A 13,564-nucleotide genomic window follows, 5' to 3' on the forward strand; every position below is an offset into this window, starting at 1 on the left:
GCGAGTTTAAACTTTACTAATTCTGGGACAGGCGTTCAACCAGGTCTGCATATTCTTCATTTATAGGGTAACGCCTTAACAACTCATTAAAAATTTCGGCAGCCAGAGCGGTTTTTCCTTCTTCAATTAAAAAATATCCATAATTGTTCATAAAATTTTCATTATTTTCGAAAAATGGGTATGCAGCCTCGTAATTTTCCTGCGCCCTCCCGTATTCCTCCAGATGGCCAAATGCAACAGCGGCATCCCAATGGAATTGCGGCTCGGCATGTTCCTCCACGTCCACAGCCTCGATAAGATCAATGACGTCTTCATATCTTTCCTGGTGGATGAACAGCTTGTTGAGCGTAAGGGCTGCTTCCGTAAAGCCGGGATCAAGTGCGATTGCATCCCTTAACAATTGTTCAGCCTCTTCCTGCCTGCCAAGCTTCAAAGCAACCTTACCTCCATAGTAGTGGAGATCCTTGTTGAATTCGTCCTGCTTGATTCCATCCATAACAGCCTGGAGCGCATTGTCGAGGAGTTCTTCCCTTTCATAGGCTTGGGCCAGATGAAGGTAAAGGGAATGGTATTCAGGGTCTAACGTTTTTAGTTCCTCGAATCTCTCGATGGCTGCCCTGTTGTATCCCGCTTGGAGCGCTGTAAAGGCGCAGCCGAATAATGTGTTGATCTCAACCTTGTTTTCAAGCGCTTTTTCATAATATGGCATCGCGGCCTCAAACGCCCCGGATGCGCTTAAGCAGTCTGCAAGCCTTTGATGGATGCTAACGCCTGCAATTTCATCATCCGATTTTAAAACTTCCTTATAATAGCTTATTGCTTTCTTCATTTCCCCCATGGAGCCATATAATTCCGCGAGCGCGAAATCCACCACCGTTTCATCCGGCAATGCCTCCTTGGCGCTCCGAAGCTTTCTCTCGCTGACCTCGTATAATCCTTGAAGCTGGTATAAATCAGCAAGGAGGATAAGCGCTTCCCCGTAGGAAGGGTCATCTTCTTCAATTTCCTCAAGCAAAAGGATCGCCTTTTCTTCCTCGCCATTGTCGACATAGGCCTCTGCGAGAAGGACAATAATCTCCCCTTCACCAGGGTAATACAAGAGGAGGTTCTCAAAAAGGGCAATGGCCTCCTGGAGGAAACCGTATTGCAAAAGCCTTTCAGCCAGCTCGAATTTTTCCTCGGGCAGCCCGCTTTTTAATACTTCATTATATTCCTCGATAGCCTCCTTATGTTGGCCATTTTCAAGCAAATCAATAATTTTATTCGTCTTTTCCATCTTTTTCTCGCTCCGAACCTTTTATTTTATGGCAAAAAAGGAATGGGTTTTAACTTTAATATGCTCCCCGTTTCCTTCTGCAAAATCAGTGCGGTTGCCAAACCGAATTATTTTCCCTCTTTGGACTGTCATCGCAAGCTTATCACTATGATACAGGAATAAAGACTTTTCATCCGCACCATCCAGTCCCTCATCCCAATATAGATTATAGCTTAACTCGGCATTATGCATCAGGCTGGACCTCCAGGGAAATAGGCCCATCTCGTTCAATGCCTGGGAACCAATCGGCACACATTCCTCAAGTTCATCGTCCAGGGAAGGAATCCTTTCAGCTTCCATGACTTTTTTCCACTTTGCCAATAGCATTTTTTTCTGGCCTTCCTCACGGAGCGGAACCATCGGAATAAGCGGGCAATTATAGGGGAATAACGCCTCCCGGATCCATCCCCAAGGTATTTTGCCAAACAGGTCGGGAGTGGTAAATTCCACAAAAACAGCAGGAAGCTTCCTCCTTTTGCATTCCCTCAATACCGAGGGGCACAATAGGCCAATGGGAATTTTGATTCCGATCGCATAATCGGCGGGGATTCCCGACAAGTTTCCCGCCACCCCCGCAAGCTTCTCGCCAACCTCCCTTTCATACTCCGCCTTTACGTAGGTAAGAATTGTCGTACATCCGTTTTTTAAATATTTTTCTTCAATGTGCGCCTTCGCTCCAGCTGGGGGGATGTCGGTAAGGCCCCCTTCAAGAACTGAATACGTCGGGGTCATCAAAAACGCATCAACATTCATCTTCATATACGAATATGCCGGCAAATCCCCGCGGACGGAGGATACTTTTTCCCCATCTGTCAGAATGGACTGCCGTACTCTTCCGGCTTCCCTTAAAATAGAGGCATTTTCAATAATGTAAGGCATCCCATCACCCTTTAGCAAGTCTTAAGACAAGCTATGCGAAAAGGGGAAAAATATGCCGGTACAAAGCCCGCAAAAAATATCGCCTGGAATATGGAAAAGGCGCCAACTTAAGAGCTGGCGCCACTTACCAATTTTGCCTGGACACAAAGGATTATGCTCCCGCCCTCAATGAAATCACTTTTGCAAACTGTCCAGGTGGATGAAAAAGTCAGGGTAGGAGACAGCGATGGACTCGGTGTCGCGAAGCTCAATTCCGCTGTTGCTTATTAGCCCCGCCACCGCAAGCATCATGCCGATTCGATGGTCGCCATGGCTTGTAACGCTCCCGTTGCCAAGTTTCGTTCCACCGGAAATGACCATCCCATCCGGAGTTGTTTCAATCTTCGCACCAAGCTTTCTCAATTCTGCAGCGACCGTTTCAATCCGGTCGGTCTCTTTAACCCGCAGTTCGGCTGCATCCCGAATGACGGTTTCACCTTCTGCCTGTGTTGCTAGCAGGGCAATGACTGGCAGTTCATCAATAAGCCTTGGAATTAGTTCCCCGCCAATTGTTGTACCTTTCAGGCGCGAATGCTTTACCAGGATGTCTCCTGATGGTTCAAACGTATCGCCTGAAGTCCGGATAATGGAGAAATCAGCTTCCATCTTTTCAAGGACATCGAGGATCCCTGTACGAGTCCAATTTAAGCCAACATTTTTCAGTATGATTTCACTTCCAGGAACAAGCAATCCGGCCGCAAGGAAGAAGGCGGCCGACGAAATGTCACCGGGAACCTCTATTTCGGCCCCGTATAGTTTTTGCCCGCCTTCAATTGCGATTGTCTTTCCGGATGTTTCAATTTTTCCGCCAAACAGACGGATCATTCTTTCCGTATGGTCCCTTGTTGGGGCGATTTCAGTAATGGATGTCTCTCCCTTAGCCTGCAGGCCGGCAAGGAGAAGGGCAGATTTTACCTGAGCGCTCGCAACTGGAAGCGAATAGTCTATCCCTTTCAGGCTTCCCCCAGTGATAGTAATCGGAATGAACTTGCCGTTTTCGCGCCCATCAATCATCGCGCCCATATCCTTTAAAGGAGCCGTTACCCTGTTCATAGGCCTTTTGGCAATCGATTCATCACCAGTAAGCCTCGATACAAACGGACTGCCTGATAATAATCCCATCATAAGCCTGATAGTCGTACCTGAATTGCCCACATCGAGTAGGCCGTTGTATTCTTGAAGCCCTTGGAGCCCATTTCCGGCTATTTTTACTTCGGTGCCGGAGGCTTCTATGTTTACCCCAAGCTTTCGGAAACAGGAAACAGTGCTCAGGCAATCATTCCCCGGGAGAAAATTCTTAACGGCAGTTGTTCCATAGGCAATTGCGCCGAACATGACAGCCCTGTGGGAAATGGATTTATCACCGGGAATACTTATTTCCCCGGACAGTCCTGCGCTCGCAGGCATTATATTTATTTGATTCAATTCGTGCACCTCCGGGTCCATGCTTTATAGTTCGTATGATGTAGGGAATGAAGAGTATGCCTGGATGCATTTCTCAGCCCTTTCCCTATCGTTGGCAGTCTGGAAGCTAATGGCCAGGGCTCCGTATATTTCTTCCCTTGTTTCAATGATCCGGATATTCGTGATGCTGATTTCTTCTTTTGCAAGATAGCCGGTGACTTCCGAGATAACCCCGGGATAGTCGGGAACATCGACGTACAAATCATAAAATGCCGGAATTGCCCCCTTTTCTTTCACGGGAAGCCCGTCGCGGAAAAGTTTTGCTTCCGWAAAATAGGCGGCAAGCTCTTCTTCATTCGATTCAAGCAAGAGGCCGGTTACCCTGTCCATTTCCTTTCGCCATAAATCCAGTAATTCGATGAGCACTTCTTTATTGTGGAGAAGGATATCACGCCACATTTCCGGACTGCTCGAGGCAATCCTTGTGATGTCCCTGAAACCGCCTGCAGCTAGCCTCGGGAGCAACTCATGCCTCCCGGAAAGGCTTTTTGTCTGATGCACGATCGATGCGGCAATAATATGCGGGAAATGGCTGATGACGCCCGCCAGATAATCATGGTCTTCAGGGGAAAGTTCCAGGAACCTTGCCTTTGTCCCTTTCAGCCATTCCATAAGCGTGGCGGCACTTTCCCTGTCCCCGGGGTCTTCCGGAGTAAATATGTAAAAGGCATTTTCAAAGAGGATTTCTTTAGCTGCTGTAATCCCGCTTTTATGCGAACCTGCCATGGGGTGGCCGCCGACAAACGAAAAGCCTTTCTGTTTTAAAGGAGCGGCTAGACGGGTTATTTCCTTTTTTGTACTGCCGGTATCCGAAATGATGACCGATTCCTTCAGCGGACACGATTCCAGTTCCATTAGGATCCTCGCGGTTTCCCTAACAGGAGCGGAAATAATGATTAAATCTGCCTGAGCTGCCCCTTCCGTGATGGTGCCGGAAATTACATCAATTGCCCCAAGCATTTTCGCAAGCTCAGCCTGCCGCTCCCTGATGTCATACCCGAATACTTTAGCATCCGGGTGAGCCTTTTTAATACAGAGTGCCAATGACCCGCCAATCAAACCCAATCCGATGATGAAAACATTGCCGTTCAATTTACGCACTCCCCTATACAAGCGCCCTGGATTCTTTTTCAAGGAAGGATTCAAATTCCTCCAATAAAGCGGCAACCTGGCTTTCTGAGCCGACAGTCACCCTTATGCTTTGCGGGAAGCCGAGCAGGGCACCAGACCTCACAATGAAGCCCCTTTCAAGCAATGATTGGAAAACATGGTTGGCATCCATGCGGAAATCAATCAGGATAAAATTCCCCTGGGACGGATAGTAGGAAAGGCCATGTTTTTCGCAAAATTGATAAAACATTTCAAGGCCCTTCCGGTTTGCCTCCCTGCATCTCCCGACAAATTCCTGGTCGGCGAGTGCCGCCTTTGCGGCTTCCTGGGCGAAGGAATTCGTGTTGAACGGCTCCCTCGCAGGCTCTAGAACTTTAATGATTGATGGATTTGCAATGCCGTAGCCAACCCTCAGGCTTGCAAGCCCGTAAATTTTTGAAAAAGTCCTCAAGGCTATAACATTCGGAAATTGGTCAGCCAGTAAGATGGAATCATGAAAATCAGCCGCTGTAACATATTCATAATACGCCTCATCAATTACTACCAGTATCTCTTCCGGTACCTGTTCCAGGAATGATTCCAAGTCCTTTTTGGGAATATAGGTTCCGGTAGGGTTATTCGGGCTGCAGATCCAAATGACATTCGTCTTTTCATCGACCGCTCCCAGCATCCCTTTCAAATCATGATATCCATCAACGAGAGGAACTTCCCTTACTTCCGCTCCTTCTAAAATAGCATTATGCCGGTATTGTGGAAAAGTTGGCGCCGCCATGACAGTATTTGCTCCCGGGTATAATAAGGCTCTTGAAATAATGCGGATCAATTCATCCGAACCATTCCCGAAGATGAGCTTGTCCTGGGCAATCCCAAGCATCTTGGAGAGGGTGTCCCTCAAATCGCCAGCATGTCCATCTGGATAAAGGGCAAGGCTTTCACCGTAGTTCTGGATCCGCTCGATTGCCCTGGCCGAACAGCCAAACGGGTTTTCATTGGAAGCCAATTTAACGATTGTTTCCAAACCGTATTGTTTTTTTACGGAATCAATTGATTTGCCTGGCTGATATGGTGATAGATTTAACAGTTGCTTTTTCCAGCGCATTTCAAACACCTCGTTGTTTAACCCCGCTGCTTTAACGCTTTAAAGTGCGTGCGAGTTTTTTCTTTCCATTCTACCACAGGCAAATCGGGAAGTCAGCGTTTTTTTACTTTTTCGAATTTAAAAAAATATCCAATAACGTTTTTATCCGGGATTCACTTAGTTCTTTCAGGCATGGCTCGCCAACTTCCTTAAGAAGCACAAATTTCATCGCCCCGGCCACAGCTTTTTTATCCATCTTCATTCTTTTTATCAAATCTTCCTGTTTAAGGCCGCTCGGAATGGAAGGCAAATAGCCGAGATCTTCAATCCAGGCCCGGAAGCTGTCCACGTCAAAGGCGAGCCCCGCTTCGGACTTGCTTGCTTCAAGTGCGAATAGCATGCCGATCATAACCGCTTCCCCGTGCGTAATGTTCCCATAGCCCATTTCAGCTTCAATCGCGTGGCCCAATGTATGCCCGAAGTTCAGGAAGGCCCGGATCCCTGTTTCCTTTTCATCCTTGTTAACAATCGAAGCTTTTACACCAATCCCCTTCGAGAGCATCGATTCATATTGATATGTAGTGATGCCGCCAAGATCATGAATAGTAGTTTTCAGCCATTCGTAAAGGTCCGGGTCGCCAATTAAGCCATGTTTTACAATTTCGGCGAATCCTGAACGGACTTCCGTTAAGGGGAGGCTTTTTAAAAAAGACAAATCATAGAATACGGCTTCCGGCTGATGGAAAGCGCCAATCATGTTTTTACCGAGCGGATGGTTGATTCCTGTTTTACCGCCGACTGAACTGTCATGAGCGAGGACGGTCGTCGGAATTTGGACGAATCGGATGCCCCTCATATAAGTCGCCGCGACAAATCCGGCCAAATCCCCGATTACTCCCCCTCCAAGGGCAATAATAATCGATTTCCTGTCCAGGCTATTTTCAAGGGCGCAGGTCATGGCTTCGTAATACGTCTCGATTGTTTTTGCTTGTTCCCCACCGGGTGCGGAGAAAACGGACGGCTGATAGGCTTCCAATTGTTGCAAAAGTGTTGGCAGATGGAGAGTTGCAACGTTTTCATCGGTAATGATAAGCAACTTCGTGAAGCTTCCCGCCTGTTTTTCGAGATAGTTCGCAAGTTGCGAGACGGCATGTTCCCCGATGATAACAGGATACTTATGTGATCCCGCACTGATTTGCAGTGTCTTCATCAGAACAACCTCGCCCGTTCCCTGTGGTTTCTGATTTCCTCTAGAAAGACGTCAAGGCGGTCCGAATTGAATTGTTCAACGAGGGCACGGGCGATTTCCCAGGCGACAACACTTTCGGCAACCACGGCGGCAGCCGGGACTGCACAGCTGTCTGAACGTTCAATGCTGGCGGCAAACGGCTCTTTTGTCTCAATATCAACGCTTTGGAGCGGTTTGTACAGTGTTGGAATAGGTTTCATAACGCCCCTGACGATAATCGGCATCCCGTTTGTCATGCCGCCTTCAAAGCCGCCAAGGCGGTTCGTTCTCCTGGTATAGCCGTTTTCTTCATCCCAAATGATTTCATCGTGGACCTGTGAACCCGGTATTTCGGCCGCCTTAAAGCCAATCCCGAATTCAACCCCTTTAAAGGCGTTAATGCTAATAATCGCGCCTGCTATCCGTGAATCCAGCTTCCGGTCATAATGGACATAACTGCCCACGCCAATCGGCATGCCAGTTGCCGCTACTTCAACAATGCCGCCAATCGAGTCGCCATTTTCTTTCGCACTGTCAATTGCCTCCATCATCTTCTGCTCCGCGCCGGAATCCAGGCAACGTACTGGAGAGGCTTCGCTTTTTTCCTTCATTTCGGCCATGGACAGCTCAGGAACCCCGGCTTTTACGCCGCCAATCTCAGTTACATACGAAACAATTTCGATTCCGGCCTGTTCCAGCAGGACCTTTGCAACCGCGCCAGCCGCCACGCGTGCGGCCGTTTCCCTGGCGGATGACCGTTCAAGGACATTCCTCATATCTCTGTGGCCGTATTTAATCGCACCATTCAGATCGGCATGTCCGGGACGGGGCCGTGATATTCTTCTTTTCACTTCCGACTCCGCCTCTTCATCAATCGCTTCAGGCCCCATTATATGAGTCCAGTGCTTCCAGTCATCGTTTTTTATTACGAGCGCAATCGGTGAACCTAAAGTCCTCCCGTGGCGGATGCCCCCGACAATTTCAACCGTATCTTTTTCAATCTGCATCCGTCTGCCCCTGCCATACCCTTTTTGTCTTCGGGCAAGCTCATCATTAATTTGTTCAGCCCGGATTGGCATTCCAGCTGGTACTCCTTCGATGATCACAGTCAATTGGGGGCCGTGTGATTCCCCTGCGGTAAGATATCTCATGTTTTATTCCCCTTTTAAAATGGATTAAGGATATGTTACAGGTCATTTATGGTTTTGTCACTAACTGTTTTAAAACTCAGACAATTAGGCAAGTATGCAATATTATCGGAAATTATCAGAAAACGTATACAAAAAGGGCACTCGTTTTGACAAGTGCCCTTTGGGATTAATATGCCCAGTCGTTCATTAATTTTGTGTATTCAACAAGCTCTTCCTGCTTGAAGAAAATGCCGATTTCGCGTTCCGCGCTTGCAGGTGAATCCGAACCGTGAATGATGTTCTTGCCGACTGTCAGGGCGAAATCCCCACGAATCGTTCCAGGCGCCGCATCCTTTGGATTGGTAGCCCCCATCATTTGGCGGGCTGTCGCGATAACATTCTCGCCTTGCCATACCATGGCGAAGACCGGGCCGGAAGTAATGAAGTCAACCAATTCGCCGAAAAACGGACGCTCCTTGTGCTCCCCATAATGCTCTTCAGCCAATTCGCGGGGAATATTCATTAATTTTGCCCCGACAAGCTGGAAACCCTTCTTTTCAAAACGGGCCACGATTTCTCCGATAACAGCTCTTTGTACCCCGTCTGGTTTAACCATTAAAAACGTTTTTTCCATTCTTTCCACTCCTAAACAAGTATGTACCAATATTTCTATAAAGGCATTTCACGAAAATGTTAACATTGTTTAGAGGATTGCGCAAGAAAGAAGAGGCGAAACGATGTTTTTTCGAAAGGAATCAGAATTTTCTTTTCCCGATAGTTTTCGCTATATCCTTCAAGGTCTTTTTGGCACGGTTTTGCGGCAGCCCGTCAAGGATGTCCAATGCCTTATTCAAATAGCGGTCACTTAATTGAAGCGACTTTTCAATGGCACCCGACTTTTTAATTGAACCGATTATTTCATCAAGATTTTCTTGGCTTGTATGTTCATTAATTTTGACAATTTTATCCCTTACATAGGGATCAGCCATTGCATAAAGGACAGGAGCGGTAATATTCCCCTGGAGAAGATCGCTTCCAGCAGGCTTTCCAAGTTCTTTTTCCGTCGAGGTAAAATCAAGGATATCGTCAATAATTTGATAGGACATCCCGACATAATAGCCAAACCAATACAGTTTTCTGCTGATTTCACCACTCGCGCCGGCGGCTATTGCCCCCAGTTGGCAGCTAACTGCGATAAGGAGGGCGGTCTTCCGCTTAATTCTTCTGAAATAATCCCTCATCGATTGGTCGAACCTGTATTTATCCCTGATTTGCTGGATTTCGCCGACACAAACTTCGACAATCGTATGTGCGAGGATTTTATGTGCCAATGGTTTTTCAATTGAAGTCATTAATTCGAGTGAGAGGGCAAAAATATAATCCCCTGTATACATTGCGATTCGATTATCCCATTTGGATTTAATCGTCGGCTTGCCCCTTCGCAGTTCCGCGTCATCAATTACATCATCATGGACAAGCGAAGCCATGTGAATCAATTCGAGCGAAACAGCGACATTCTTAATGACATGGATATCATATTCCCCGAATTTGGCAGCCAGCAAAACAAAAACAGGACGGATCCGTTTTCCGCCCGCCTGGAGGGTATGCAAAGAAGCCTTCCGCAACAGCAAGGATTCCGCCTGGATTGTTTCTTCAAGTGTATTCTCGATTAAAGTAAGATCGGAATTTAAAAATGAAGTCATCATTTTTAATTTCATAGAGGCATTCACCCTGCTTTTTTAGTAAAAACTTCTTGAATCTATTTTTTTTGCCCGAAGTGGGCAGCGGCGGCGCCCCCGCTGTATGGCTTGTACGACACCTTTTGAAAGCCGGCCTTCTCGAACATGCCGGCAAGCTTCTTCGCACCCGGAAAGTCACGCGCGGATTCCTGGAGCCATGAGTATTCATTGTAGCTTTTCGCGAACATCTTCCCGAATAACGGCATGATATATTTGAAATAAAAGAAATACAACTGCCTGTATACGGGCAGCGTCGGCTGTGAGGTTTCAAGGCAGACTGCTAGGCCGCCGGGTTTAACAACTCTGTGCATCTCCTTTAGTACCTGCATATAATCGGGAACATTCCTAAGACCAAAGCCAATCGTGACATAATCGAAAGTATTGTCCGGAAATGGCAGTTCCATTGCGTTTCCGTGAATAAGAGTGGCGTTGGCAAGATTCAGGGCTTTAATTTTTTGCTGGCCAACCTTGAGCATATTCTTGCTGAAATCAAGGCCAATAACTTCCCCGCCCTTTCCAACGGCGTCGGCCAGGGCAATCGTCCAGTCGGCCGTTCCGCAGCAAAGGTCGAGGGCTTTGGAGCCAGGGCGGACATTCATCCTTTTCATTGTGTCCTTCCGCCATGCAATGTGCTGCTTGAAGCTGATTACGGAATTCATTTTGTCATAATTGTCATAGATGCTTTCAAAGACCGAATGAACCCGTTCTTCCTTAGAACGTTCCATGCTCCTTAACCTTCTTCCACAAATATTTTTATTTCACCCAGCAATTCTTCCGCCCTGCTTCTCATTGAGGCATTGACGTTTTTCACGGCGCCCATCCTGTCCTTCAGTTCATTCCTCAAGGAAACAAGTTCATGGTCAAGCAGTTCCAAAAGGAGTCCCGAATGCCGGTTTCCGCGAGGTAGAGCTGCTGTGTCATCAAGAGCATACAGAGCATCAAAGAACGGTGAAGTTCCATCTGTCAAGTAATCATTTCTTTCCTTAAGAAGCCTTTTTAGAAGGAGAAAGCTTTCCATAAATGGAATCCAGGCGTCCCTGCCAAAAAAGCCGAAAAATTTCGCCAGGACAGATGCCTCAATGCTTTTCATGGTTTCGAGAAGCATTCCGGCCGACTTGAATTCTTTCTGGTAAAGCAGTGTTTTATGTTCATTTACTTTTTTAATCCCTTTCGAAAGGGAGCGAATCATCAGGATATCGTCCGATTCAGCCAAATGCTTATAATATAGCCCGCTGTAGTAATCGCCAGCTAGGACGGTCAATTGCCGTACCTTCGTGCCGGCCAGGGACTGTGTATTCGAAACGTGCTCGTGAATGTCGAGGGCAATTTGCACAAGCATGGCTGTAAGGGCATAATTTTCCCTTTCCCGATCGGTCAAGTCAAGCCCTTCCATCGCCGAAACAAGCAACAAGAGCTTGTCGTTGTCTATAATGGGGACTTGTATGTATTTTAGCAGATAGGGATGAAGGACTTTTTTTTCGATAAGGCCCTTTATCTCTGCGATTTTGCTGTTCATTTCCTGCACTATTTATCACCCCGGGGTATGCCTAAGCTGCGCCAGCACTCTTGGGCCGAAGGAGTCTAATTAAATCGGAAGGCTCCTCCATTTGCCCTAAACATAGCAGACATCATTATATCATAAATCGTTTTTCAATGGGGAAATTTCATAAAATAATAAGGGGCACCTGAGGAAAGCCATAAAAAACAACAGAACGGCCTTTAGAGCCGTTCTGGGTGAATGTTATTTCCCGGGACCGCTTTCCACTTCTCCTACGCTTGTCAGGATGGTCGCTTTGCCCCTTATTTTCATTGCCGAGGTGTGTTCAGTAAATTGGGCGATCATGACTTCACCTTTGTCCAGTTTTTCCGAATGGTGGAACCTCGTGTCCGTTCCCCTAGTCAAGCCGATAACGCTCACGCCGTCTTCAATCGCCTTAATGACGATGAATTCCCCTGTTTGCTGTTCTCGTTTCTCCATTTCCATCACCTCCGCCATGCAGTTTCACTGATCAGTTGTTGATAAAGGATAAAACTTCCGATCTCGCAATTGCATTTTCGACAAAAATGCCACGGACGGCGGACGTTACCGTTTTTGATCCCGGTTTCTTAACTCCTCGCATCGTCATGCACATATGTTCCGCCTCAACGACTACCATCACGCCATGCGGCTGAAGCTTATCCATAATGCTGTTTGCGATTTCGGAGGTAATCCTCTCCTGCAGCTGCGGCCGTTTCGCTACTGCCTCGACCGCCCTGGCCAGTTTGCTCAGCCCAGTAACCCTTCCGTTCCTAGGCAGGTAGGCCACATGTGCTTTTCCAAAAAAGGGTACAAGGTGATGCTCGCACATCGAATAAAAAGAAATATCCTTTACGAGCACAAGCTCTTCATGGTCCTCTCCGAAAATCGTCTCAAAATATTCACCGGGATCTTGATTCATCCCGCTAAAAACTTCTTCATACATTTTCGCTACACGTTTTGGTGTATCCAGTAGCCCTTCACGGTTTGGATCCTCCCCGATCGCTTCCAGGATGGAACGCACCGCCTCTTCTATCTGGGCTTTATTTACGGTTGCCATTTGCTTAAACCCCCTACTGTTATCTTGCAAGTCTTCTCCATATTAGCATACCCATTTTAACACAGGCAAAATGTTAGGCTTTTTTTGAGTATCCTTAGGAATCATCGCATGTGCCTGCAGTCCGCGCTTGCCCAACTATGGACACACTTCCTTTGATATTCCACTTTGCTGTCCAAACATGGAACAAGGCAGTGAAAATACCAAAACTGGTCCATTGGCCGTAGCAGTCACGCAGGTGTACGGAAAAACAGAAAAAAGCCATGGAGGAATCCATGGCTTTTTGCGCCCAAAGCACAATTCTATGTAATTATTTCACAGCGTCTTTGAGTTGTTTGCCCGGTTTGAATGCAGGCACCTTGCTTGCAGCGATTTCGATTTCATCGCCTGTTTGCGGGTTGCGGCCCTTACGAGCGGAACGTTCGCGAACCTCGAAGTTACCGAATCCGATCAACGAAACTTTCTCGCCTTTTTTAAGAGCTTCCAAAATGGAATCAAAAACAGCATCAACCGCTTTGGTAGCATCCTTCCTAGAAAGTTCGCTAGCCTCTGCAACTGCATTGATAAGTTCTGTCTTGTTCATGCCATTCACCTCCTCCCAAATAATTTGCCCAGTGAGTAGATATGATTACTTATCTACATTTCTAAACAAATTTCATCAATTCTATACGCGAAAGCGTATTTTAATTGACAAGGCTAATCATAAAGCAAGCCTTGAGGGATTTCAATCGTTTTGATAAAAAAAACTAAAAGAAAACCCAATGAAATAAAGGCTTTGTGCTTTATAAGGCTAATTCTGTTAAAAGATTATCACAATCACTAGTTGTTATCAAGAATATTCATGTCAATAGTGGAAATCTTTTTACTTTTTCAACAACCATAGCTGAAAAATGTCGAAGCCTGTCATGTTTTCCTTGAAATCTTCCCTGTTGAACTCTTATTAAAACATAATGCGAACCAAAAAATCAAAAAAAGAGAGGCCTGATTCGGCCGCTCCTTTCACGTATCA

Annotated in this window: 14 protein-coding genes; all 14 read right to left on the reverse strand. The window is 46.7% G+C overall.

All coding sequences use genetic code 11. From position 1 onward, the window contains the following. Positions 1-16: 16 nt before the first annotated feature. Positions 17-1,276, reverse strand: coding sequence for a tetratricopeptide repeat protein (locus ADU24_RS12505; RefSeq protein WP_053366952.1), 1,260 nt, complete (start codon positions 1,274-1,276; stop codon positions 17-19). Positions 1,277-1,297: 21 nt separating this feature from the next. After that, positions 1,298-2,194: a hypothetical protein gene (locus ADU24_RS12510; RefSeq protein ID WP_053366953.1), complete on the reverse strand. Its 897-nt coding sequence runs from the start codon at positions 2,192-2,194 to the stop codon at positions 1,298-1,300. A gap of 174 nt (positions 2,195-2,368) precedes the next feature. Further along, positions 2,369-3,640, reverse strand: a complete 1,272-nt coding sequence (gene aroA / locus ADU24_RS12515; RefSeq protein WP_053368912.1) for a 3-phosphoshikimate 1-carboxyvinyltransferase — start codon at positions 3,638-3,640, stop codon at positions 2,369-2,371. Between the two features lie 42 nt (positions 3,641-3,682). Then, complete coding sequence (locus ADU24_RS12520; protein WP_053366954.1) at positions 3,683-4,789, reverse strand: prephenate dehydrogenase; 1,107 nt, start codon at positions 4,787-4,789, stop codon at positions 3,683-3,685. 13 nt (positions 4,790-4,802) lie between these two features. Continuing rightward, a complete protein-coding gene (gene hisC / locus ADU24_RS12525; protein ID WP_053366955.1) occupies positions 4,803-5,906 on the reverse strand; it encodes a histidinol-phosphate transaminase in 1,104 nt (367 codons plus the stop codon). Between the two features lie 103 nt (positions 5,907-6,009). Beyond that, complete coding sequence (gene aroB / locus ADU24_RS12530) at positions 6,010-7,095, reverse strand: 3-dehydroquinate synthase (RefSeq protein WP_053366956.1); 1,086 nt, start codon at positions 7,093-7,095, stop codon at positions 6,010-6,012. Beyond that, positions 7,095-8,264 (reverse strand): chorismate synthase, encoded by a 1,170-nt coding sequence (gene aroC, locus ADU24_RS12535; RefSeq protein WP_053366957.1) that lies wholly within the window; start codon positions 8,262-8,264, stop codon positions 7,095-7,097. The genes aroB and aroC overlap by 1 nt, the downstream gene beginning before the upstream one ends. Before the next feature lie 166 nt (positions 8,265-8,430). Continuing rightward, positions 8,431-8,877 (reverse strand): nucleoside-diphosphate kinase, encoded by a 447-nt coding sequence (gene ndk / locus ADU24_RS12540; RefSeq protein ID WP_053366958.1) that lies wholly within the window; start codon positions 8,875-8,877, stop codon positions 8,431-8,433. 121 nt (positions 8,878-8,998) lie between these two features. Then, the gene (hepT, locus tag ADU24_RS12545; RefSeq protein WP_053366959.1) at positions 8,999-9,961 is read right to left on the reverse strand and encodes a heptaprenyl diphosphate synthase component II; all 963 of its coding nucleotides are present in this window, start codon (positions 9,959-9,961) and stop codon (positions 8,999-9,001) included. Positions 9,962-10,002: 41 nt separating this feature from the next. Continuing rightward, positions 10,003-10,707, reverse strand: coding sequence for a demethylmenaquinone methyltransferase (locus tag ADU24_RS12550; RefSeq protein ID WP_053366960.1), 705 nt, complete (start codon positions 10,705-10,707; stop codon positions 10,003-10,005). Between the two features lie 5 nt (positions 10,708-10,712). After that, positions 10,713-11,498, reverse strand: a complete 786-nt coding sequence (locus ADU24_RS12555) for a heptaprenyl diphosphate synthase component 1 (protein ID WP_231689691.1) — start codon at positions 11,496-11,498, stop codon at positions 10,713-10,715. Between the two features lie 225 nt (positions 11,499-11,723). Beyond that, complete coding sequence (gene mtrB, locus ADU24_RS12560; RefSeq protein ID WP_053366962.1) at positions 11,724-11,960, reverse strand: trp RNA-binding attenuation protein MtrB; 237 nt, start codon at positions 11,958-11,960, stop codon at positions 11,724-11,726. Positions 11,961-11,991: 31 nt separating this feature from the next. After that, positions 11,992-12,558 carry a GTP cyclohydrolase I FolE gene (gene folE / locus ADU24_RS12565; protein ID WP_053366963.1) on the reverse strand — a complete coding sequence of 189 codons (567 nt, stop codon included), beginning with the start codon at positions 12,556-12,558 and terminating at the stop codon, positions 11,992-11,994. 307 nt (positions 12,559-12,865) lie between these two features. Continuing rightward, on the reverse strand, positions 12,866-13,138 hold the full coding sequence (locus tag ADU24_RS12570) for an HU family DNA-binding protein (protein WP_053366964.1): 273 nt from the start codon (positions 13,136-13,138) through the stop codon (positions 12,866-12,868). Positions 13,139-13,564 lie beyond the last annotated feature (426 nt).

The organism is Bacillus sp. FJAT-27245, assembly GCF_001273955.1.
GTDB lineage: Bacteria > Bacillota > Bacilli > Bacillales > Cytobacillaceae > Bacillus_D.

Coding starts and splice junctions, on each gene's coding strand:
- ADU24_RS12555 (WP_231689691.1), bottom strand. CDS start 11,498: ATGAACAGCAAAATCGCAGAGATAAAGGGCCTTATCGAAAAAAAAGTC.
- mtrB (WP_053366962.1), bottom strand. CDS start 11,960: ATGGAGAAACGAGAACAGCAAACAGGGGAATTCATCGTCATTAAGGCG.
- folE (WP_053366963.1), bottom strand. CDS start 12,558: ATGGCAACCGTAAATAAAGCCCAGATAGAAGAGGCGGTGCGTTCCATC.
- ADU24_RS12570 (WP_053366964.1), bottom strand. CDS start 13,138: ATGAACAAGACAGAACTTATCAATGCAGTTGCAGAGGCTAGCGAACTT.
- hisC (WP_053366955.1), bottom strand. CDS start 5,906: ATGCGCTGGAAAAAGCAACTGTTAAATCTATCACCATATCAGCCAGGC.
- aroC (WP_053366957.1), bottom strand. CDS start 8,264: ATGAGATATCTTACCGCAGGGGAATCACACGGCCCCCAATTGACTGTG.
- aroA (WP_053368912.1), bottom strand. CDS start 3,640: ATGCCTGCGAGCGCAGGACTGTCCGGGGAAATAAGTATTCCCGGTGAT.
- ADU24_RS12505 (WP_053366952.1), bottom strand. CDS start 1,276: ATGGAAAAGACGAATAAAATTATTGATTTGCTTGAAAATGGCCAACAT.
- aroB (WP_053366956.1), bottom strand. CDS start 7,095: ATGAAGACACTGCAAATCAGTGCGGGATCACATAAGTATCCTGTTATC.
- ADU24_RS12510 (WP_053366953.1), bottom strand. CDS start 2,194: ATGCCTTACATTATTGAAAATGCCTCTATTTTAAGGGAAGCCGGAAGA.
- ndk (WP_053366958.1), bottom strand. CDS start 8,877: ATGGAAAAAACGTTTTTAATGGTTAAACCAGACGGGGTACAAAGAGCT.
- ADU24_RS12550 (WP_053366960.1), bottom strand. CDS start 10,707: ATGGAACGTTCTAAGGAAGAACGGGTTCATTCGGTCTTTGAAAGCATC.
- hepT (WP_053366959.1), bottom strand. CDS start 9,961: ATGAAATTAAAAATGATGACTTCATTTTTAAATTCCGATCTTACTTTA.